The sequence below is a fragment of the uncultured Draconibacterium sp. genome (assembly GCF_913063105.1).
Lineage (GTDB): Bacteria > Bacteroidota > Bacteroidia > Bacteroidales > Prolixibacteraceae > Draconibacterium.
Genome location: NZ_CAJXYQ010000022.1, coordinates 1 through 24,401, shown reverse-complemented (window position 1 = coordinate 24,401; position 24,401 = coordinate 1). Strand labels below are relative to the sequence as shown.

The following is a 24,401-nucleotide window of genomic DNA, read 5'->3' as shown; positions in this document are numbered from 1 at the left end:
TTGCATCAGAACTAAAACTTGGAAAATTATGCGAATTTGTTGCTTACTTCTTTTCGTAGGAATTGTGCAAAGCTGGGCACTCGACAGCTATGCTCAACAGACTCGCTTAACCCTGAAAATGTCAGACACCAGGGTTATCGATGTTCTTGATGAAATTGAAGAACAAAGCGAATTCTACTTTCTCTTTAACCAAAAGTTACTGAATGTGGAACGTCGTGTTGACGTAAATGTAAAAAACAAGTCTATTGAAAATATTATGGACCAGTTATTTGCTAAAACCGATGTAGCCTACGAGGTAAAAGACAGACTGATAGTAATAACTACGCAAAAAACCGTATTGGATGCCATTGACCAAACTGGCATATCGGGTAAAGTAACCGACGAACTTGGTATGCCAATGCCTGGAGTTACCGTAATAGTTAAAGGGACCACAAACGGCACTGTAACAGACATTGACGGGAATTACACCTTACCCAATGTTAAAACCGGAGACATTGTTGCTTTTTCGTTTATTGGAATGAGCACCCAGGAAATTACCATTGAAAGCCAAACATCGATTAATGTAACCTTAAAAACCAGCTCGATTGGATTAGATGAGGTTGTTGCCATTGGGTATGGAACAACAAACAGAAAAGAGGTAACAGGTGCTATCGGTTCGGTAAAATCCGACAACTTTATTGATGGATTACCAATGGCACCCGAACAAATTCTCCAAGGTAAAATTGCCGGGGTTAATGTTGTTCAGGCAAGTGGTGCTCCTGGAGCTGCTTCTACTGTGCGAATACGTGGTAACAGTTCAATCTCGGCCGGCAACGATCCACTTTACGTGGTCGACGGTGTGCCGCTGCAATTTGGAAGCGCAAACAACAGCGTAAATGTGGGATCGCAAGGCGGCACTACGCCTTTAACCAGCGATATATCAAACCCATTGAATATTATTAACCCTAGCGACATCGAAAGTATTGACATATTAAAAGATGCCTCAGCCACAGCAATTTATGGCTCGAGGGGTGCTAATGGTGTAATTATTATAACCACCAAAAACAAAGGCCGTTCGGGTGATTTTGTATCGTACGATGGATTTGTTGGCGTATCAACAGTACGCGAAAACCTACCTTTCTTAAATGCTTCGGAATACCGTAAATATGCCAACGACAACGATCTTCCGTTTTCAGATGCTGGCGTTGATACTTACTGGCAGGATGAAATATTCAGAACGGCTATTACCCAAAATCACAATGTATCGTTTGCAGGCGGTTCAACAACATCAAACTTTAGAGCCTCATTTGGTTACAGCGATGAAGAAGGTGTAATCCTTTCTTCAGGAATGAAGAAGTATACAGGAAGAGTAAATGGTGTGCATAAAGCTTTTGATGGTAAATTAGACATCGGCATTAACATGTCGTACTCGCAAATTGACGATGACAAAACACCAATTTCATCAAGTATTGGCAACGAAGGTGGTAATATTTTGAAAGACGCCTTACGCTGGGCTCCTACCCTGCCGGTTTATAACGAAGATGGCTCGTACTACCAATTGGGAGAGCTAAGAATTAACCCGGTTTCGTGGATTGATGTTATTGATGAATCGAAAAGCAATGTTTTCTTAGGAAATGTTAGTTTATCGTATCAACTATTAGAATCATTAAAACTAAATGTGGATATTGGTACTTCAAAAGAAACCAGTAACCGCTACACTAGTATTCCTGACTCGCACCCAGCTGCTGAATCAGAAGGCGGAAGAGCATCCATCAGCAAATTTCAGAACGAAACAATTCTATCGGAAACCAACCTAACTTACACCAAACAAATAACACCTAATAGCCATCTAACAGCTCTTATTGGTTATTCGTACCAGCGTTTTGAAACGGAGAATACCTATACCCAAGCCAACCAGTTTGTTTCAACAGCTACAAAATGGAACCTGATGCAATCGGGAACAATCCTCTCGAATACATCGTTTAAAGAAGCCAACCGACTGGCCTCCTATTACGGAAGGATTAACTACAAATTAATGGAAAGGTATTTACTGACCTTCACTTTACGCAGAGACGGTTCGAGCCGCTTCGGTGGAAACAACCAATGGGGTACATTCCCTTCGGGAGCTATTGCCTGGAACATTGCCGATGAAAGTTTTATGGAAGATACCGAAGTAAGTAACCTTAAATTGAGATTGGGATACGGGATTACTGGTAATCAGGAACTTCCGAATTATTTATACGCCGAACAATTGGGTATTTCGGGTTCAGCAATATATTACATGAATGGACAAGCAATTCCAGCAGTTTTACCTACAAATTATGCTAACCCAGATTTGAAATGGGAAACAACAGCGCAATCAAACATTGGTATAGACTTTGGATTGTTTGAAGAAAGAATATCTGGTTCGATTGATTTGTACAGCAAGAAAACAACCGATCTTTTATTAAGCTTCTCAACTGCAGCGCCTTCTGTTGTTTCTACACAATGGGCCAATGTGGGTGAGGTTACCAATAAAGGTATTGAGCTGAATTTGAGTGCCAGTGTAATCAACAGCGGTAATTTTACCTGGAGAACCAACGTAAATTTTGCAAAAAATAAAAATGAAGTAGTTTCCCTTTCAAACGACACTTTCACACGAGAAGAAATCAGATATGCTTCCGGATCAGGTGTTGTGGCTAATGGTGTAAACATTAAAATTATAAAACCAGGATTACCTCTTGGAACATTCTACGGTAAAAAATTCACTGGTTTTGATGAAAACGGACTGGAAACCTATTTGGATGTTGATGGTGAAGACGGCGCCGATGAAGTAGTAATTGGCCAAGTAGATCCTGATTTTACCTTTGGATTCAACAATAACTTCAGTTATAAACGATTTGATGCTACTATAAATTTCAGAGGAGTTGTTGGAAACGATATTTACAACAATACCGATGCTGAATTCTCTTATCCTTCCTCTGCCCCGGGTGTAAATGTTCTTCGCTCAGTTTTATCTACGGAAGCCAGTCGTCAGCAAAATGCGGAATATTCATCTCGCTGGTTACAAGACGGCAGTTATCTGCGTTTAGATAATATGAGCATTGGCTATAATTTTGATGTGAGCACCGTAGACTTTATTAAAAATGCCAGAATTTATGTTTCAGGTAAAAACTTATTTGTGATTACCAATTACACGGGTTGGGATCCTGAAGTTAGTACACGCTCTGCCGGTATCGACTACTTATCGTACCCACGACCAAGAACATTTATGTTTGGTGCAAGTATTTCATTTTAAGCATTCAGGAATCATTTATAAATAGATTACAATGAAAAATAAAAATAATATAATCAAGAAAAATTTAATCGGGGCATTAGCATTCGTGCTAATTATGATTTCAGGTTGTAGCCTTGATGAAGATACCTACTCGATTTATACTCCTGAAACATTTTATGCCAACGAAAAACAGGTTCTTTCATCCATGTCGGGAATATACCGCAACTTTACCAACCTTGCCCGAATGGGAGTTGAATACCGCTCTATGGAACTATCGGGCGACCAGGTAGTGGTTCATGGAAAGATACAAGGATGGTGGCAAAACAGTAGTTTCGAAGGATTAATGGAGCACACATGGGATGAGAACCACTCATACATCAGAGGTTCATATGACTTTTTCTTTAAAGTGGTGGGGCAAACCAACGCTTTAATTGTATCGCTCGAAAGTTCGGGTTTAGATATTGTTGAACAACCTATTGCCGAATTACGAGCATTGCGCGCTTATGCCTATTTCTACCTGATGGATTTCTTTGGTAATGTTCCTGTATTTACAGAAGCAAAAGTTGATCCTTTAAATTTACCGGAGCAAAATACCCGTCAGGAAGTTTTTGAATTTGTAGTATCAGAACTTATGGCCGCTGCTGAAGTTCTGCCTGCAAAAGCAGAAACTCCTTCTGAATACTATGGCCGGGTTACCAAAGAAGCTGCCTATGCTTTGCTGGCTACCGTTTACCTGAATGCTGAGGTTTACAACGGAACTGCACAGAACGACAAGGCTATTGAATACGCTGATAAAGTAATCAACTCAGGTTCTTACACCCTTCTCGACGATTATTTTGCCAACTTTTCTGCCGATAACGCCAACAACGAAGAGTTTATCTTTGGTGGCGTTTATACTCCCGATATCTCGGGTGGTCTTGGACACCCATTGGTACAAAAAGTGTTACCGGGCATTCAGGGCGGACTTTTTGGTTTGCCTTATACACCGCAAAATGGTTTTGCCACACGTCCTTCGGTTTATAACATGTACGAAGATGGTGACATCAGAAAGGATATGTTTCTTTATTATGGCCCGCTAACCGATCCACGTAACGGCGATACAATTTATGTTGAACGTGTTGTTCCTGATCATAACTCCATTCTCTATGTACCGGGGCAATCAGCTGAAGGACCAGTTACTTACGACATTATTCCAGCCACTGGTATTCGCCTGCAACCAATGAATGCTGGTATTAAGTGGATTAAGTGGGGAATCGATCCAAACACCCAGGGAGGTAATGCCGGGAATGATATTGCTTATATACGATATGCCGACATCCTGTTAATAAAAGCTGAAGCATTGACCCGAAAAGGCAATTCCGGGGCAGCACTTCCTTTGATTAACCAAGTTCGGGAAAGAAGTAATGCTGCTCCTTTAACCTCTGTTAATTTGGAAGATGTTTTTGACGAAAGAAGTCGTGAACTGGCATTTGAAATGCACCGAAGAAGGGATTTAATCCGCTTCGATAAATTTAACGATGCATGGGAATTTAAAGCTGAATCTGAACCATTCAGAAAATTGTTCCCAATACCTAGAACGGCTATTGATGCAAATCCAAAATTACAACAAAATCCGGGTTACTAGATTGATGAATTCAATCAATAAGTAAGTAATATTAAAAAGAGGATGTCTATAAAGGTCATATCTCAATTACCCTTTTTGACATCCTCTTTTGTCCTCTTCATAATAACAAATTATTAGAGAATGAAAAACTTGTTTCTGCTTGTTCTTAGCCTAACCCTTTTTAGCCTTTCACAGGCACAAACAAAATTCACATCTCAGATTTTCCAACAGGATTATTCTCATAACCCCAGCACAATAATAACTTACATTGAGAACACATCAGCCACCAAACAAAAACGAATTAAATTTGCATTTGAGAACACCTCGGGAGAAGGATTACGTGAAGCATTTTGTCCCTTTATAGCCAACTTATACCTGGGAAAAGACCTTGATGACAACAATAAAAAATTATTTGAAATTTTTACTTCAGATGACCCGGCTATTCATGAAAAGTATAGGCTAAACGATCCGTGGTGTCTGGCTTTTAAGCAGGTTGCCTACCATATGTATTATGTTTTTGGTTCAAAAAGCACACGGTTTCCCGGACGTTTATATCCAGAAACTGAAAAAGCACTTTTAGAGCTACTTTGGGACAAAACAAAGCTAAAGAACGATATTCATCTGGCCAGAGAAAGTACCTGGTGGATGGTTGGAAGCGAAAACCACGACATTGTTGCCAAAGTAAGTAATCTTATATCTTCGCAAATATTTATGAACGAGGAGGATTTTAAGTACCGCATTTATCCCGACCTTGGAACCGGCGCCGGCGAAGAATACTGGTTTCACCATATGTATGGAAAAGACAGAATTAAAGGGCCACACGGACGTGCCAATAACAAGGATGGAAAAAATTATACAGCAGCCGACCATTACCAGGCTTGGGTAAAATATTTTGATGACTTTTTTACAGAACGAGCAAAAAAAGGCTTTTTCCTTGAGATGGCTTCTTTTGGCTATATGGCTGTTACCGTATCTTACCTCACCGACATTTACGATTTATGTGAAAATGAAAAACTTAAACATAAGGCTGAAGATTTTCTGGATGTAGTTTGGGCTGATTGGGCACAAGAACAGCTACTAGGTGTGCGAGGTGGCGCAAAAACACGCGAGAAGATAGGAACAAGATGGGAAGATGCAATGTACCGGTTTGCTCGTTTTTACAGTGGAGGAGAAGGAAGTTCTTCAACACATTTTTTTGCTCAATTACTGAGTTCATACCAATGGAAACCAATTATCTGGCATATTGCTTTGGATCGTGAAGGACGTGGTGAATTCGAATCTGTTTCTCGGCAACCGGGAGAAGAAGAAGGTACAATGCCTCGCCCGTGGGGAACAGAGAGAACCATGCTTTGTAATACGGAATCGCGTTTTGTTCGCTACAGTTGGATTACTCCCGATTATATTATGGGATGCCAAATGGATCACCCCCTGGCAGTTCACAGTCATTTAAGTATTCAAAACCGCTGGCAGGGCATTACCTTTAAAGGCGAGAATGGGCCCCGTGTTTTTCCAACGGCCTTAAAGCAAAACGAGTCAGGAGAATATAAAGCTTACGCCAACGGATACACCCGGTGTGTACAACATAAAAATGTAATGCTTGTGCAGCAATCGAGAGGTTTTACTGTAGTAAACCCCGATTGGTACCCAATGAAATCGAGGGCAGACCTGGAATATGGAGTTTTTATTGGACAAAACCACGATATAATTATTGAAAAGCAAGGTTGGTTGTTTATTGAAAATGGCAATGCATTTTTAGCCATAAAACCTCTCCTGGGAGAATATGCCCATGGCTGGAGAATTCTTCAGGATGATGCGTCACCCGGCAATGTCAGCAAAATTATAAATAACAGTTACACATGGAGTAAAGACAGCAGTCTCATTCATTTAAAAGATAAATATTCAGGAATCATCTTTGAAAGCTCGCGAAGGCCACACTACCCTTCTTTACAAGATTTTATGTTGGCCATATTAAAAAACCCTGTTGCACTCGAAAAAACTGTGGTTCCGGGTTACCATATCCTAAAATATAAAGGTTTAAACGGAACAGAATTCTATTTTAACCTGGCCAATAATGAAATACCAATGATTGACGGACAATATATCAACTACAAACCCAAAATGGTCTTTAATAGTCCATACCTGAAATCAATATACAATACCGGCATAATTAGGATTGTTAAAGATGATATGGAACGAGTGCTAGATTTTACCCAATAAAAGCGTAAACAGAAAAAATAAATCAATAAGCAATGAAGAATACATTAATATTATTAATTATCGCCAGTTTATCTCTCGCATCAACAAAAGTTATTGCACAATATGTTGACACAAAAAAAGTGGATGCTTCCACAAAGCTTTACCTGGCCAAACCCGGCTACAAAACACCTTATGGAGAAACAAAGCCAGAAGCAGTTAAAGGTGTAATCGACCGGATTCTTGTTTACCTTGAGGAAACAACACCAATCGGAGTAATAGATAAAACCACAAAAGAAGAAATCACCGATTATAAAAATATAGATGAGAATTCCATAATCAAACAAGGTACATTCAGCATAACAAACTATATGTGGGGAGTTACGTATTCATCAATGCTTAGTGCTGCAAAAATTACCGGAGACGAACGCTATAAAGAATATGTGTCCGATCGTTTTCAGTTTTTAACAGCCGTTGCGCCCTATTTTGCACCAGTTCTTCACAAAGACAATTCCAAGGCTGATCCGCAAATGCGTCAGCTACTGCGCCCATTGGCACTCGATGATGCAGGGGCCATGTGCTCAGCCATGATAAAAGCAAAATTGGATGGCATGGAGTTTAACGGACAAGCCATAATGGACCGTTACTTTGACTGGATAATAAATAAGGAATACCGCTTGCCCGATGGCACTTTCGCCCGCAACCGACCACAACGAAACACCATTTGGCTCGACGATATGTTTATGGGCATACCTGCCATTGCCAACATGGGCCGACTTACCGGTGATACAAAATATTACGATGAAGCGATTAAACAAATTACCCAGTTTGCCGATCGTATGTTCCTGCCCGAAAAAGGCCTCTACCGCCATGGCTGGGTAGAAGCGATGCACCCTCACCCGGCATTCCACTGGGGGCGAGCCAATGGCTGGGCCTTACTTACTAAAGTTGAAGTATTAGATGCACTTCCAAAAGATTATCCTGGACGTGAAAAAGTATTGAAGCTTTTACAGGCTCATATTCAGGGTTTGTGTGCATTACAATCCAGTGAAGGTCTTTGGCATCAGCTATTAGACAGAAACGATTCGTACCTTGAAACTTCAGCCAGTGCTATTTATGTGTATTGTATGGCAAAGGCCATTAACGAAGGTTGGATTGACATGTTGGCCTATGGTTCGCAAACCATGCTTGGCTGGCACGGTGTTACAACCAAAGTAAATGAGAAAGGACAAATTGAAGGTACCTGCGTTGGAACAGGAATGGGCTATGATCCTGCTTTCTATTATTACCGGCCGGTAAACACAGCAGCAGGTCATGGATATGGCCCGGTAATTTATGCCGGGGCCGAGATGTATCGGCTGTTACAAAACCATACCGCTAAAATGAATGATAGTGCGGTGCTTTTTTACAAAGAAAAGATAGATACAAAAGCTGCAATATTTTATGTAGAGGAAGATGGAGTTGTTGACCATCATTAAACTTACGTCTCAAAGAAATTTTACAATGAGAAAAACCATAATGGCATTTGTGCCTCTGCTTTTATGTAGTGCTGTCGTGTGCTTTGCTCAGCAAAATGGTATTTCAAAAGAAGCCTTTACACAAGCCAATAAAGAGAATTGGGAAACGATTTTTACTGATTCCTGCACTGGTAACTGGGAAAGAAACTGGTTTCTGGATGGTGAAATAGCAGCAGTTAGTAACGATAAAAACGGGATGCAACTTACCGCTGGTCCTCAATTCAAAAACGATGCTCACCACATGGTATTGTGGACAAAAGAATCATTTAAAGGAGATTTGAAAATAGAATATGAATTCACGCGGCTCGATTTCGAAACACGTTGTGTAAATATTCTTTATATACAAGCCAGTGGAAGTGGCAAAGAACCTTTTTCCGAAGACATTACAAAATGGAATGATCTTCGAAAAATTCCGGCGATGCGCATGTATTTCGACCATATGAATACCTATCATATCAGTTATGCAGCTTTTCCCAATAGTGGAGATAATCGAAAATCATACCTGCGCGCACGACGCTATGTGCCACATAAAAAAGGTTTAGAAGGGACAGATTTGCATCCCGATTATTACCCGGAAGGACTTTTTGCTCCTGGAGTTCCGCATAAAATTACGGTTATAAAGACCAACAGGAAGATTTTTATGCGCATTTCCAATAACGAACAAAGTTATTATTGCCAATTCAACAACTCTGATTTACCAATTATTGAGGAAGGAAGAATAGGCTTACGATTGATGTTTACACGTTCATCGCGTTTTTCTAATTTCAAAATATCCCAGAAAAAATGAGAGCAACCAAAATCAAAATGTTATTACTGCTCTTTACACTCATGCTAACTGTTTTTACAAGCAATGGGCAAATAGGAAGTCGTTTCCCGTCGGAGAAAAAAATCGTTAAAGATCCGGTAACTGGTGTTGAACTTATTTTTTTAACTTCCACAGCAGCAGATGATTCTAAAATATACCCCACACATAACCAGTGGACTTCTGATGGTAAATGGTTAATCTTCCGGTCAGACAGAGTGAAGGGAGAAGCAATGGCTGTAAATGAAAAAACGGGAGATATTGTGCAGGTTACCGAAGGTGGCTTTTCAGGAACGCTTGGTGTTGCCCGAAAATCGATGCGTTTGTTTTACTGGAGAAAGCCAGTTGAAGATGACAAAAATGAGCTGCAAAAACTGATTGAAGTTGACCTTCAGAAGTTATTTACACACAGTGAAAATGGGAATCTCAAACCAGCCGAAAATTATCAGCGCATTTGCGGATCGATACCAAAAGAAATGCAAGCCAGCACAGAATTGGCATTAGATGCCAACGAAGAATGGATTTACTTCTCGGTAGGTAAAGAAAAAGCAGCTCAGTATTTACCGGAAGACACAAAAATTGAAAAAAATTTTGGACCAAGAAATATGGGTGCTGGCCCAGGCGGCATAGCAGCTATAAATGTTAATACCGGAGAGACAAAATACATTGTTTCTGTTCCCTTTCAGGTTGGACATGTTCAAAGTAATTTTTGGAAATCAGGAGAGATAATATTCTGTTGGGAAACCGGTGGGAAATCACCACAACGGACCTGGTTGGTTAACGCTGATGGAAGCGGACTTCGGCCGCTTTACCCGGAATCAAAATACGAATGGGTAACTCATGAAGCAGTGATCGGTCCAGATGAAGTAGCCATAGCTATAATGGGACATCGTGCCATCCCCAATTCATCAATAACTGAGTATAAAGAAGCGACTGGTGTTTATGGGGCCAATCCGGGACAGGAAAGCGAATGGGGTCCTTGCGGAACACGCGAAAAGCCAACAGGGCTGGGGATTGTCAACCTTAGAACTAGAGAAATGTTGATTGTGGGTCAAACGCTAAAAGGAAGTGGATTCTGGCACGTTAGTGGCTCTTCAGACGGACGTTTTGCAACCGGCGATGATTTTGACAGAAATCTTTACCTGATAGACAGAAAAACCAGAGAAATGATTTTGCTCTCAACAGGTCATAAAAGTTCGGCTAAAGATCACGTTCATCCCACATTTAGCCCCGACGGAACAAAAATACAAATCCAGTCGGCAATGCTTTCAGAGGATAATCGCTCAATGAACATTTGTATTGTACCTCTTCCCAAACAATGGTTAAACCGTTATTAAGAATTATAGATTAATATTTATGTATACTGTTCTCAAGTTTATTTCACGCTGTTTTACCTTAAAATTGCCAGTTATAGGCATGTTTTTCATTTTCGGCATTTCTTTTACGTGTACTAACACCAGTGCACAAAATAAACAACCTGTAATAATCAAATGGCTCGGAGAAGAAGCTCCAACTATTGAGACCGGAGTAAGTTGGGGGGTTCCGTTCAAACAAGGAGAAGTTAAACCTGATGACCAATACCTTCTAAAAGATGAAAATGGCGATTCGATGCCAGTACAATCCTGGCCTCTCGCCTACTGGCCCGATGGCTCCATAAAATGGATCGGGTTAAGCACAGTTGTTGATTCGTTATCTGGTTCAGAATTTAGGCTAATCCCTGGCGATGCATCAACAACAAATGAGTTGTTGCCAAAAATAGAAGTAAAACAAACCAATGATGCAATAGAAGTAAATACCGGGCTTATAACGTGCAGGATTCCTCGCATGGGGAAACAAATCATCAATTCAATAAAAATACATAACAAAGAAGTTTCAACTGGAGCAGAACTGGTTTGTATTGTACAAGATGGTCCTGAAACTGAATACGGTGCCCAACCCATAAAGGAGAAACTTATCGGTAATACCTCAAAAGTAACAATCGAACAGCATAGCCCGGTGCGTTCGGTTATAAAAATTGAAGGCAACCACCAGTCTGAAAGAGGAGACAAAAGCCTGTTTCCTTTTGTTATACGCTTGTATTTTTACGCCGGTCAACAATCGGTAAAAATCATGCATACTTTTATTTACGATGGAGATCAGAATCAGGATTTTGTGCGCGGAATCGGTTTGGTATTTGATGTACCGCTGGATGAAGAATTTTATAACCGGCATGTAAGATTTTCTGCAGAGAAAGATGGATTATGGGCAGAACCTGTTCAGCCGCTTGTTGGGCGTCGATCGATGGCGAACAAAGAAACTTATCCCAGACAACTTCAGGGAAAACGTATTCTTAACAGAGAATCATTAACCGAAAAAGAACAGTTCTTAACGCAACACTGGGCATCGTGGAACGACTTTAAATTGTATCAGGCAAATGCCTCTGGTTTTAGAGTACGAAAACGAACCAACGACCAGAGTGCCTGGATTGATGCGGGAGCAGGTGGCCGCGCATCAGGGCTTGCTTTTGTTGGCGATGTTTCAGGTGGTTTAGCGGTGTGCATGCGTAGTTTTTGGCAATCATTCCCATCAACCCTCGAAATATGCCATGCAAAATCGGACACGGCAAAATTAAAAACATGGTTGTGGTCGCCCGATGCCGAGGCAATGGATATGCGCCATTACGACACCCTGGCGTACGGACATAACCTCGAAGCCAGTTACGAAGATGTGGAACCCGGTTTCAGTATTGCTACCGGTGTAGGCCGCACAAGCGAGCTACTGTTATTTGCATCTACTGATGTACCTTCAGCTCAAACACTTAATGCTCTGACAAAACAAGGTAACAATCCGGCATTATTATCGGCAACTCCCGAGTATATTCATAGTATCCCGGTTTTTGGGGCCTGGAGTTTACCCGACAAGAGTTCAAAAGGAAAGGCCTGGCTGGAAAACGAACTGGACAAGGCATTTAATTATTATCAATTGGAAGTAGAACAGCGTAATTGGTATGGATTCTGGGATTTTGGCGATGTAATGCACGCCTACGATCGTGAACGTCATACCTGGCGATACGATATTGGTGGTTATGCCTGGGACAACACCGAATTAATGCCAAACATGTGGCTTTGGTATTCATATTTGCGATCGGGTAAAGCCGAAATTTTTCGAATGGCAGAGGCAATGACACGACACAATGGCGAAGTTGACGTGTACCATTTAGGGCGTTTTGCGGGCTTGGGCTCGCGACATAATGTTCGGCACTGGGGCTGCGGTGCAAAAGAGGTAAGAATTTCCCAGGCTGCACTATCACGTTTTTATTATTACCTCACCACCGACGAACGCACTGGCGATTTAATGCGGGCAACCGTGGAGGGCTCGAATAAAGCCATTGGTAAAATTGATCCTTTACGCAAGATACTCGATCAATCAGAATACCCAACACATGCAAGAATGGGCCCCGACTGGCTCGCTCTGATTGGCAACTGGATGACCGAATGGGAACGCACAGGCGACGAAAAATATAAAAATATGATTTTGGCTGGTGTAAACGATCTTGCAGAAATGCCCTATGGCTTGTTCTCAGGGAAAGGTGCCGCAATGGGTTACAATCCGGCAACGCAAAACTTATTTCAACTGGATAAAGATGCCATTGGATCATCTCACCTGTCGGTTTTAATGGGAGGCCCGGAGGTTGCTTTCGAGCTTTCGCCCCTGCTTAACAATAAAAGATGGGATAAGTTATGGTTGCAGTTTTGCAGACTTTATGGAGCGTCTGCTGATACTATTAAAAACGAACTGGGAGTTGCTGCAAAATTAGGTCAGCAGGGAACCTGGTACGCTCGCCTGCCTGCCTATTATGCCAAAATTTCAGGAGAAAAAAAATATGCCGAAAAAGCATGGAGTTATTTTCTGAATCCGGAACCATACCAGCAACGTTATACCAATTTTGATTTAAATTTTGTGAATAATCCCTTATTATTAAAACCGGTTTACGAAGTTCAGGGAGTATCAACAAACCACACAGCACAATGGTGTTTAAATGCCATTGAATTGCTGGAATTAATAGGTGATCAAATTCCAGATGAACATCCGGTTTTTCAAATAGATACAAAAAAACAGAAGTAATAGCTGGGATATTTTCAATAAAACCTTTTAAAAAGTAATAAAATTTGATCGTCATAAAATACATACTATTCTTTTTTTACATTTTTGTGCATGATATAAATTTGTTCCATCATTAACATCACTGCATTAAAAACTATCCAATGAAATCAAAACTTTTTTATTCGCTATTCATTCTTTCTCTTGTCTGTTCTTTACAGGTACAATCACAGGAAAACAAGTTTTTTCCCTCATCAGATTTAACCACGGTAGGTGCCTATTATTACCCCGAGCATTGGGACGAAAGCCAGTGGGAACGCGATATCAAAAAAATGGCAGAGATGGGATTTGAATTCACGCATTTTGCTGAATTTGCATGGGCGCAGCTTGAACCGCATGAAGGAGTGTATGATTTTTCATGGCTTGACAGGGCCGTTGCCCTTGCTGCCAAATACAAGCTTAAAGTGGTTATGTGCACCTCTACCGCCACCCCACCCGTTTGGCTGGTGCGCAAGCATCCTGATATTTTAAAAGAGCATGAAAACGGAACAAAAATGGACCATGGAGCACGTCAACACGCATCGTTCTCGAACAATTATTACCGCAGTTATGCCCTAAAAATGATTGAAAAACTGGCCGAACATTATGGCAACGACAACCGCATTTGTGGTTGGCAGCTGGATAACGAACCCGCTACAAATGTTGATTTTGGACAAGATGCACAAAACCGATTCCGAAACTGGCTAAAGGAGCAATACGAAAATATTGAAACCCTAAACAAGGCCTGGGGGACGAATTTCTGGAGCGGAACTTACAGTACTTTTGATGAAATAAATATTCCGAACCACTCGCAGTGGGGAATGAATTTATACCAACGTCTGGATCATAGTCGTTTTTGCGATTACGAAACCAGTAGTTTTTTGGATGAACAAGCCCGGGTAATCCGTAAATACGCCACCCCCAGCCAGTGGATAACAAGCAATTATATACCGTATTACGATGCACGCTATATTGGTGCCAGCACTGAACTTGATTTTATAACCTACACCCGCTACATGATTTATGGCGAACACCAGGGCATTGGTAAAAAAGGCTATCGGGTAGGCGAATATTCGCGCATTGCCATGGCTAACGACTATTTCAGGCCTTTAACACCAATTTACGGCGTTATGGAACTCCAACCCGGACAGGTAAACTGGGGAACCATCAACTCGCAACCCTTGCCGGGTGCAGTACGACTTTGGTTGTGGCATGTTTTTGCCGGAGGTAGTAAATTTACCTGTACCTATCGTTTTCGTGCACCAATTTATGGCTACGAACAATACCACTATGGCATTGTTGGCCCGGATGGCGTTACTCCAACACCGGGAGGACTGGAATACCAGCAATTTATTAAAGAAATACAAGTGCTTCGCGATTCCCCTTCTGCAGGAAAAATTCCGCAGGATTACCAAAACCGAAAAACCGCAATTTTGTACGACCCCGACAATACCGTAGCTATAAACAACAATAAACAAACACTTGCCTGGAATACCGAAGCACATATTTTAAAGTACTACAAAACCTTAAAAGCTTTGGGTGCCCCCGTTGATTTTATTCGCGATACAATGAATTTTCAACAATATCCGGTAATTGTGGCTCCGGCATTCCAGCAAATGAGTAGGCAAACAATCGGAAAACTTACTACTTACGTTAAAAACGGTGGGAATTTGGTAATGTCGTGTAGAACCGGACACCAAAATGAACTGGGACACCTTTGGGAGGCCAAACATGCCGAACCTTTGTACGAGCTAATTGGCGGAGAAATTGAATTTTATGATTTACTGAGAACCTATGCACCCGATACAATTCTTATGGATGATAAAAAGTATGCATGGACAACCTGGGGAGATATATTAAATCCGGATGAAGCAACTGAGACCTGGGCAAGCTATAGCGGCGATTTTTATTCCGGCAAAACAGCAGTTACATTTAACCACTTAGGAAAAGGTAGCGTAACTTATGTTGGTGCCGACAGCCACAATGGAAAACTTGAATCCGAGGTTCTAAAAAAACTGTTTGCCCGCCTAAATATTAAAACAGAAAATTACCCGGAAGGTGTGATGACCGATTACCGTGATGGTTTTGGAATTGCAGTAAACTATTCAGATAAACCATACCAAGTTGAACTACCGGCAGGAACAGAAATAATGATTGGAGAACAACCGTTAGGCACTGCCGATGTGCTGGTTTGGAAGTTAAAATAATACTCATGTTTGCAAAATTAATAATTGACAGCAAACACTTAAACCTATAATTTTGAGGAGTTTTGCGCAATACTTCTCTACTATTCTAACAATATTGAGCTATGAAAAAGTACCTCTCCGTTCTTTCTGTTTATGCCCTTTTCTTTTTTATGCCTTTTGCTTTTTGTACCTGCACACCAACAGTTACTCCGCAATGGCCTGAACACACCAACGAAACCAAACCATGGACTCGCTGGTGGTGGCACGGTAGTGCAGTTGATAAAGCCAACATCACGTCAAATTTGAAAGAACTGGCAAAAGCAGGTTTTGGAGGTGTAGAAATAACACCAATTTACGATGTAAAAGGTGACGAAGATAAATCCATCTCTTTTCAATCGAAAAAGTGGATGGAAATGTTCGAGCACACCTTAAAAGAATCGCAACGTTTAGGCCTTGGAGTTGATTTGGCAAATGCTTCGGGATGGCCATTTGGAGGTCCCTGGATTTCTGCTGATCATGCCTGTAAAAATTTACGATATAAAACATACACCCTAGAAGAAGGCGAGCAATTATCCGAAAAAATTGAATTTATTCAGGAACCTTTGGTCCGAGCAGTAGGAAAAAGGGTAGATATTTCTGAGGTTAAATTCCCAATCAGCAGTAACACAAACCTGCAGGAATTGGCACTCGACCAGGTTCGTTTTGAAACGCCACTTCCGCTGCAAACCCTCATGGCTTACAACGAAAAAGGCGAAACTTTAAATTTAACCGACTCCGTTAACGCAAACGGAGCATTGAACTGGACAGCTCCTGCAGGAACATGGAATTTATACGCTGTTTTTCAGGGATGGCATGGCAAAATGGTAGAACGTGCCGGAACCGGTGGCGAAGGAAATGTTATCGACCACTTCTCGGAAGAAGCGCTGAACGTATTTTTGTCCGACTTCGATAAAAATGCAGAAAACATCGATTTAGCTGATTTGCGTGCCTTTTTTAACGATTCATACGAAGTGGATGATGCTCGTGGAGATGCCAACTGGACACCATTATTTTTTGAAGAATTTCAAAAGCGCCGTGGTTATGATTTGCGAAACCATTTACCGGCCTTATTTGGCGATATGGATGAAGAAACCAACCATCGCGTTTTATGCGATTATCGTGAAACACTTTCCGATTTAATCTTAGAGAAATTCACAAAAGTATGGGCTAACTGGGCCGAAAAACATAATTCTAGCATTAGAAATCAGGCACACGGTTCTCCGGCTGCAATTCTCGATTTGTACGAAGCCAGCCACATTCCCGAAACCGAAGGCACCGACCCCATGCGCATAAAAATGGCAACTTCGGCTGCACATACATCAGGTAAACCTTTGGTTGCCTGCGAAGCTGCCACCTGGTTAAACGAACACTTTTTAAGCAACCTCGCCGATGTAAAACAAAATGCCGATATGTATTTAACACACGGCGTAAATCACATTGTTTATCACGGTACACCCTATTCGCCAATTGAGGACAAATGGCCAGGCTGGATGTTTTATGCAGCCGTTCATTTTGCCCCAACCAACACCTGGTGGGACAAGCTAAAAACGGTTAATGAATACGTAGCCAACTGTCAATCGTTCATGCAAAATGCAGAGCCTGATAATGATATCTTACTCTACTTCCCCATTTACGATGCATGGACCAAACGCACAAAAGAACACCTGCCCCATTTTGGCATGCACACTGAAGAATTGACAAAAGAAATCAGTTATAGTTTACTAAAAAAAGGATATACTTTCGATTATATTTCCGACAAACAGATTGCAAAACTGTCGGTTGAAAACGGAGCCATAAAATCGAAGGGTGCAAACTACAAAACCATTCTTATTCCTGCTTGTGAATTCCTTTCGTTGTCAACGTTACAGCAACTTATGAAGCTGGCAGAATCCGGCGCAAACATCGTATTCCAAAACCAAATTCCTACTAAAGTTCCCGGATTTAATAATTTCCAGGCAAAAGAAAATGAGGTAAAAGAACTTATCCAGCGTTTGCAGTTTAAATCGACTCAGGAGGTTGCAATCGCTAAAAAAGGAAACGGACAGGTTTTCACAGGAAGTAACATTGACTTATTACTAAAGGAGGTGAAAGTTTTACCTGAAGAACTATCGAAACTTGGCCTGTGGTTTAACCGTGTAAAAAGAATCGAAGGAACCTGCTATTTTATTAGCAACTGGACCGATAAAAACATTGACCAATGGGTAGCCTTAAATTCAGCTGAGGAGGAAGCAGTTTGGTTTAACCCCATGAATAAAACTTTCGGAAATGCTCTAACGCAAAATGAAAATAAATCAACGAAAGTACATCTACAGCTTAAACCCGGAGAAACTTTGATTTTACAGAGTTATAACGCTCGGGTTACAGCATCTGACTATCCAGTTTGGGAAAGCTCTTCAGTAAAAAAGGAAATTAATAATTCCTGGGAAATTACATTTGAAAAAGGCGGTCCCTACCTACCTAAGCCTTTGCAACTAGCCGAGCTTCAAGGTTGGGAAAGCATTTCCGAAGAACTAGCAAAGTTCTCGGGAACCGCAACATACTTAACTAATTTTGAGCTAGCTACCGACTTGCCGAAAGATTTATTACTCGATTTGGGTGTTGTTCACGAATCGGCAATAATCAAACTCAACGGAACAAAACTAGGAACACTGGTTGGACCAACATTCCAGATTGTTTTGCCAAAAGAATTATTGCAAACCATAAACGTCCTGGAAGTGGAGGTTACCAACCTCATGGCAAACCGAATTATTGACATGGATAAAAATGGTGTTAATTATAAGAAATTTTACAACATCAATTTTGCCGCCCATTTACGCGAAAACAGAGGCGAAGATGGGAATTTTACAGCCGCACACTGGCAACCACTTCCTTCTGGTTTGCTGGGGCCGGTTACCATTTCTGAAATAACTCAAAAACAAATCCAATAAACTCAACAATGAAATCACATTTAAGCTTTCTATTCGCTGTATTTGTTCTTTTCTCTTGCACAACACAAAAAACAGAAACCAAAATCAATCGATTTGAATTGGTAAACCGCCATAATGTTCAAATCAACGATTTTGATTCTCTTTCCTCACTTTCGGTAGGAAACGGAAAATTTGCGTTAACAGTTGATGCAACGGGATTGCAAACTTTCCCGCAAGTTTATAAAAATGGCGTTTGCCTCGGAACCATGAGCGAATGGGGCTGGCACAGTTTCCCAAATACCGAAAATTACAAACTGGAAGAAGCCTACAAATATTACGATGTTGAAGGTCGAAAAATCGCTTATGCGGTTCAGTGGAAAGAAGCTGGCAAGCAACAAGATGCTGCCAATTATTTCAGGGTAAATCCGCACCGCTTGCAATTGGCTAATATTGGCTTAGAACTTTTAAATGCCGATAATTCACCAACTCAGCCTTCCCAAATAAAAAACATTAATCAGCAATTAAATTTATGGGAAGGAGTAATTTCCAGCTCTTTCGAAATTGAAGAATCCAATGTAGAAGTGACAACTTTTTCTCATTCTGAAAAAGATAAACTTTATACACAAATAAAATCCGACCGATTAAAAAACGGCCTTGTTTCGCTTAAGTTGCAATTCCCGTATCCTACAGGTAATCATGTTGATAATGCTTCAGATTGGAATAATGTGGATAAGCACCAATCCGAAATTATCCTTTCTGACCAAAACAGTGCGATATTTCAGCACACCATCGATACCACCACCTATTTTGTAAAATTAAATTGGATTGAAGATGCCGAAATAGCAGAGAAAGAAAAGCACTACTTTGTACTTCAACCTAAAACAGAGACAACTGAATTAAATGTTTCGGTTGAATTTAATTTAGAAAATAATTTCACTGAAAATGAAACCTTTGATACTGCAAAATCTAAGGCAATTTCAGCATGGAAAAATTACTGGAGCACGGGAGGAATAGTTGATTTTTCAGGTACGGAAGACAAACGAGCTTACGAATTAGAACGTCGGGTAATTCTTTCGCAATATTTAACCCGAATTCAATGCGCTGGAAATTACCCTCCGCAGGAAACCGGTTTAACATTTAACAGTTGGTACGGCAAATTCCACCTCGAAATGCATTGGTGGCATGCAGCGCACTGGTCGTATTGGAACCGAAGTGAGTTAATGCAAAAAAGCCTCGATTACTATTTCGACATTTATGAAAAAGCAAAGGTAAAAGCAGAGATTCAGGGTTACGAGGGAGTTCGCTGGCCAAAAATGACCGACAATTCTGGAAACGACAGCCCATCGGGTGTTGGCGAGTTTCTAATTTGGCAACAACCCCATATTATCTATTTTGCTGAACAACTGTTTCAGGAAAATCAAGATAAGGAAGTATTAAAAAAATACCTGCCTTTGGTTTCGGCAACAGCCGATTTTATGGCAAGCTTTGCCCGTTGGGACGAGAAAAATAAAAGATACATTTTGGGGCCACCTTTAATTCCTGCGCAGGAAAGCCTTGAAAGAGAGGTTACATTTAATCCACCCTTTGAGCTGGGATACTGGCATTGGGGACTTTCAACTGCACAAAACTGGCTAAAGCAGTTAGGCCTACCTACGAATCCTGATTGGCAGGTTATTATCGACGATTTATCGGAATTTGCGCATAAAGATGGTTTGTATTTGGCTGCCGAAAGCGCACCCGATTCTTACGAAAATGAAGAATACTATTCTGATCATCCAATGGTTTTAGGCGCATTTGGCATTTTGCCCGAAACACTTCCAATGGATACCACAATTATGGCAAATACATTCGATTACATCGAAAAAACCTGGAACTGGGAAAGAACCTGGGGATGGGATTACCCAATGGCAGCGATGTGCGCTACCCGACTTGGAAAACCAGACAAAGCCATCGATTTGCTTTTAAAAGATGTACTTAAAAACACCTATTTAGCCAACGGGCATAATTATCAGGGGCAACGCTTACGAATTTATTTGCCTGGTAATGGCGGTCTATTAACGGCGGTGGCAATGATGTGTGCTGGTTTTGAAGGAAACCAGACTGAGAATCCCGGCTTTCCGGAAGACTGGGACGTAAAATGGGAAAACATTTCTCCCGTATTTTAATATGCTACAAAAATCGAAAACATGATAAATAAAACATTTCCAGTAATACTTATTTTGCTTGCACTTTTTGCGTGTACAAAAAAAGAAAAACAATCTCCAAAAAGTGAACTGGTTCAACGACTTGAAGGATTCTTTTACAACAATGACTTTATTGTAATTCCTGATGCAACTTTTAAAGTAGCCGATTACGGAGCAGTGGCCGATGGTAAAACTGTTGCAACTGAAGCGATTCAGAAAGCAATTGATGCAGCAGCAAAAGCCGGAGGTGGTAAAGTAATTTTTGAACCCGGAACTTACCTTTCGGGTGCACTTTTTGTAAAATCGAATGTAGAACTCCATATTGGAGAAGGAGTGGTTATTCAAGCCATTCAGAACAACGACCACTACCCAAGAAAACGGACAAGAATTGCCGGAATTGAAATGGAATGGCCGGCAGCCTTAATTAATGTTTACGATGAAAAAAATGTACGCATTACGGGTAAAGGTGTTATAGATGGTAACGGACGCTATTGGTGGAATAAATTTTGGGGCGAACCAAAATACAGCGGTGGCATGTGGGGCGAATACAAAGAAAAAGGCATCCGCTGGGCGGTTGACTACGACTGTGAACGTGTTCGGCCTGTGGTAATTTGGGAATCGGAAGACGTGCTTTTAAAAGATTTCACCGTTAAACGTGCCGGTTTTTGGACCGTTTCGCTCACCTACAGCTCCCGTGTTCATGTTGATGGTCTGTTGGTTCGAAACAACATTGGCGGTCATGGACCTAGTTCGGATGGTATTGACACCGACTCTTCAAAAGACATTCTGGTGGAGAATTGCGACATTGATTGTAACGATGACAACCTATGTATTAAAGCCGGGAAAGATGCCGATGGACTACGAGTAAACCGTCCGGCGGAAAATATTGTGTACCGAAACTGCATAACCCGAGCAGGCCATGGTTTATTAACGCTTGGTAGCGAAACATCGGGCGGTATGCGAAACATTGAGGTATACGGGCTGGAGGCTGATGGAACCAATATCGGAATCCGGTTTAAATCAGCTAAAGTTCGTGGTGGCCTTATGGAAAATATTCATTTTCACGATATTAAAATGAAAAATGTTGCTAACCCTTTTCATTTTGAGTTGAACTGGTACCCCGAATACAGCTACTGCAACATTCCAGAATCTATTCCCGAAGAAGAAATTAAAGACCGCTGGCGTGTGCTTAGTCAACGTGTTGAACCGGAGGAAAAAGGAATACCTGAGTTCAGAAATATAAAACTCAGCAACATTGTTGTTGAAAAAGCCAAACGTGCATTTTATGCCAATGCCTACCCCGAAAAACCAATTCATAATATTCATTGGGAAAATGTTTTGGTTGAAGCAGAAGAAAGCGGCAAATTGAGTTATGCCAGCGATTGGACCATGAAAAATGTTCAGCTTAAAACAGCCAGTGGTAAACCAATTGAGTTAATTGAGTGTGCAAATATTCAACAGCCGGAATTGATAAAGACCAATGCTGCACCAAAGCAAGAAGAGCGAAAACTAACGCTTGACGAGCAATTTAGAAAAATAAACTTTAAAGCCGAATTGGTAATTATTCCGGTAAATCCAACTGAAATACAAGCCTTGGTTAACGGCGATACAACTTTGTATTCGAAAGAGTTTGTGGTACACATTTTAAAAGAAGAAAATGCCAATATGCATTTTTACGAACCTCTGGGTGATGGTTTCTACCAGTCGAAGGTTGAAATAAGCACTCAAAACCAGGGAAAGCTTATTGAGATTAAAGGACAAAAAGAACATGATTATACCATAGAAGTTATAAGAAAGACAAAACCCAAAAAGGTTAATGGTGCTGATAAATGGAGCTACGATGAAAATACCAGAAAAGTAATTATTGAAAAATCAGGAAAGAGCTTCTCATTACAAATAGAAAACTAGTTAACTACTAAAATATGAATCTCACAAAACAACTAATTACTTTTATTACGCTCGGATTTTTTTCCTTAGCAGCGATTGCCAATTCCACAAAAAAAGAAATTAAATACCTCTCGGGAACCGATAATGAGAACACCAAAACCTGGGATTTTTTCTGTACCGAAGGACGAAAGAGTGGCGAATGGACAACAATAGAAGTGCCCTCGCATTGGGAGCAACAAGGTTTTGGCGAATACGATTATGGCCGCGATTACCGCACTTACGGCAAAAAATTTAACTACTCGAAAGAAAGCGGTATTTATAAACACCGTTTTACTGTTCCCGAAAAATGGGAAAAGAAAAAAGTATTTATTGTTTTTGAAGGCTCGATGACCGATACAGAAGTTAAGATTAACGGTCAACTAGCTGGTCCTATCCACCAGGGCTCGTTTTACCGGTTTAAATACGATATCACAGATAAGTTAAAAGCGGGGGAAAATGAGCTGGAAGTAAAAGTTGACAAATGGTCGTCGAATCACTCAGTAAACCGTGCCGAACGTTATGCCGATTATTGGATTTTTGGAGGTATTTTTCGCCCGGTTTACCTGGAGGCAGTACCACAATCGTTCATTGAAAGGGTGGCTATAAACGCAAAAGCGGATGGTTCTTTTTCAATGGAAACTTTCCCCGTAAATATCGAAAAAAAGCAAACTATTGTTGCCGAAATATTTGACCCAAAAGGCAATATTGTTAAAAGTTTCGAAAGCAAAGTTTCAAAAGGCGATTCTCTTGTTGTGCTTTCTTGCACTCTTGAGAATCCAAATACATGGACGGCCGAAACGCCAAATCGTTATTCAGTAAAAGTAAGTTTGAAAGATAAAAATACCACCACTTATGAATTAATTGAAAAATTTGGTTTCCGCACCATCGAAATCCGTGAAGGAGATGGAATTTACTTGAACGGTACAAAAATTAAAATGAAGGGCGTAAACCGCCATGTTTTTTGGCCCGAAACTGGACGTTGCGTAAATTCAAAAATCGACCTTAACGATGTTAAACTGATAAAGGCCATGAACATGAATGCGGTTCGTTGCGCCCACTATCCTCCCGACAAGGCATTTCTGAATTTTTGCGACTCGTTGGGGCTTTATGTTATGAACGAACTGGCCGGCTGGCAAAATGCATACGATACGGAATCGGGCAGCAAACTGGTACGCGAGCTTGTGCTTAGAGATGTAAATCACCCATCAATTCTTTTCTGGAGCAACGGCAACGAAGGTGGCACCAACAAAGAACTGGATGATAATTACGGCATGTACGACCCATCGAAACGCCCGGTAATTCATGCACACCATAAACCCGGAAACGATTACAACGGCGTAGATTGTAACCACTACGAAAATTACTACAGTTCGAAAAAAATACTTGACGGTGGCCTTATTTATATGCCAACTGAGTTTTTGCATGCCCAGGATGATGGAGGCGGAGCAACTGCGCTTGCTGATTTCTGGGAGTTGTTCTGGAACTCGGAGCGTTCGGCAGGCGGTTTCTCGTGGGTGTTGGCCGACGAAGGATTGGTGCGAACCGATATGGATAACGTTATTGATGCCAACCGTGTAAATGCACCCGATGGTTTGGTTGGCCCCCATCGCGAAAAAGAAGGTAGTTTTTATGCCATGCGCGAAATTTACTCCCCCGTTAAAATTAATCTCAACAAGTTGCCGGAAGACTTCA

The 24,401-nt window shown here is 41.0% G+C and carries 12 protein-coding genes; all 12 read left to right on the top strand.

What is annotated here, in order from left to right; translation table 11 throughout:
- Positions 1 to 28 precede the first annotated feature (28 nt).
- Positions 29 to 3,256, top strand: a complete 3,228-nt coding sequence (locus QZ574_RS17170; protein ID WP_297091808.1) for a TonB-dependent receptor — start codon at positions 29 to 31, stop codon at positions 3,254 to 3,256.
- Positions 3,257 to 3,287: 31 nt separating this feature from the next.
- Positions 3,288 to 4,859, top strand: a complete 1,572-nt coding sequence (locus tag QZ574_RS17165; protein ID WP_297091807.1) for a RagB/SusD family nutrient uptake outer membrane protein — start codon at positions 3,288 to 3,290, stop codon at positions 4,857 to 4,859.
- Positions 4,860 to 4,979: 120 nt separating this feature from the next.
- Positions 4,980 to 7,055, top strand: a complete 2,076-nt coding sequence (locus tag QZ574_RS17160; RefSeq protein WP_297091804.1) for a hypothetical protein — start codon at positions 4,980 to 4,982, stop codon at positions 7,053 to 7,055.
- 32 nt (positions 7,056 to 7,087) lie between these two features.
- Positions 7,088 to 8,509 carry a glycoside hydrolase family 88 protein gene (locus tag QZ574_RS17155; RefSeq protein WP_297091802.1) on the top strand — a complete coding sequence of 474 codons (1,422 nt, stop codon included), beginning with the start codon at positions 7,088 to 7,090 and terminating at the stop codon, positions 8,507 to 8,509.
- A 25-nt stretch (positions 8,510 to 8,534) separates the two neighbouring features.
- Positions 8,535 to 9,335: a DUF1961 family protein gene (locus tag QZ574_RS17150; RefSeq protein ID WP_297091792.1), complete on the top strand. Its 801-nt coding sequence runs from the start codon at positions 8,535 to 8,537 to the stop codon at positions 9,333 to 9,335.
- Positions 9,332 to 10,687 carry a hypothetical protein gene (locus QZ574_RS17145; protein WP_297091790.1) on the top strand — a complete coding sequence of 452 codons (1,356 nt, stop codon included), beginning with the start codon at positions 9,332 to 9,334 and terminating at the stop codon, positions 10,685 to 10,687. The genes QZ574_RS17150 and QZ574_RS17145 overlap by 4 nt, the downstream gene beginning before the upstream one ends.
- A 79-nt stretch (positions 10,688 to 10,766) precedes the next feature.
- Positions 10,767 to 13,454, top strand: coding sequence for a hypothetical protein (locus QZ574_RS17140; RefSeq protein ID WP_297091787.1), 2,688 nt, complete (start codon positions 10,767 to 10,769; stop codon positions 13,452 to 13,454).
- Between the two features lie 140 nt (positions 13,455 to 13,594).
- A complete protein-coding gene (locus QZ574_RS17135) occupies positions 13,595 to 15,676 on the top strand; it encodes a beta-galactosidase (RefSeq protein WP_297091786.1) in 2,082 nt (693 codons plus the stop codon).
- A gap of 101 nt (positions 15,677 to 15,777) precedes the next feature.
- Entirely contained in the window at positions 15,778 to 18,621 is a 2,844-nt protein-coding gene (locus QZ574_RS17130; protein ID WP_297091785.1) for a glycosyl hydrolase, read from the top strand.
- An 8-nt stretch (positions 18,622 to 18,629) separates the two neighbouring features.
- Positions 18,630 to 20,765, top strand: coding sequence for a hypothetical protein (locus tag QZ574_RS17125; RefSeq protein WP_297091784.1), 2,136 nt, complete (start codon positions 18,630 to 18,632; stop codon positions 20,763 to 20,765).
- 21 nt (positions 20,766 to 20,786) lie between these two features.
- Complete coding sequence (locus QZ574_RS17120; protein WP_297091783.1) at positions 20,787 to 22,691, top strand: glycoside hydrolase family 28 protein; 1,905 nt, start codon at positions 20,787 to 20,789, stop codon at positions 22,689 to 22,691.
- Between the two features lie 14 nt (positions 22,692 to 22,705).
- Positions 22,706 to 24,401, top strand: a 1,696-nt coding sequence (locus QZ574_RS17115) for a glycoside hydrolase family 2 TIM barrel-domain containing protein (RefSeq protein WP_297091782.1), incomplete at its 3' end; no start/stop codon positions are given.

Bases quoted from the DNA above. Each gene is read 5' to 3' on its own strand.
- QZ574_RS17155 (WP_297091802.1), top strand. From the start codon at position 7,088: ATGAAGAATACATTAATATTATTAATTATCGCCAGTTTATCTCTCGCA.
- QZ574_RS17130 (WP_297091785.1), top strand. From the start codon at position 15,778: ATGAAAAAGTACCTCTCCGTTCTTTCTGTTTATGCCCTTTTCTTTTTT.
- QZ574_RS17125 (WP_297091784.1), top strand. From the start codon at position 18,630: ATGAAATCACATTTAAGCTTTCTATTCGCTGTATTTGTTCTTTTCTCT.
- QZ574_RS17145 (WP_297091790.1), top strand. From the start codon at position 9,332: ATGAGAGCAACCAAAATCAAAATGTTATTACTGCTCTTTACACTCATG.
- QZ574_RS17160 (WP_297091804.1), top strand. From the start codon at position 4,980: ATGAAAAACTTGTTTCTGCTTGTTCTTAGCCTAACCCTTTTTAGCCTT.
- QZ574_RS17120 (WP_297091783.1), top strand. From the start codon at position 20,787: ATGATAAATAAAACATTTCCAGTAATACTTATTTTGCTTGCACTTTTT.
- QZ574_RS17170 (WP_297091808.1), top strand. From the start codon at position 29: ATGCGAATTTGTTGCTTACTTCTTTTCGTAGGAATTGTGCAAAGCTGG.
- QZ574_RS17135 (WP_297091786.1), top strand. From the start codon at position 13,595: ATGAAATCAAAACTTTTTTATTCGCTATTCATTCTTTCTCTTGTCTGT.
- QZ574_RS17165 (WP_297091807.1), top strand. From the start codon at position 3,288: ATGAAAAATAAAAATAATATAATCAAGAAAAATTTAATCGGGGCATTA.
- QZ574_RS17140 (WP_297091787.1), top strand. From the start codon at position 10,767: ATGTTTTTCATTTTCGGCATTTCTTTTACGTGTACTAACACCAGTGCA.
- QZ574_RS17150 (WP_297091792.1), top strand. From the start codon at position 8,535: ATGAGAAAAACCATAATGGCATTTGTGCCTCTGCTTTTATGTAGTGCT.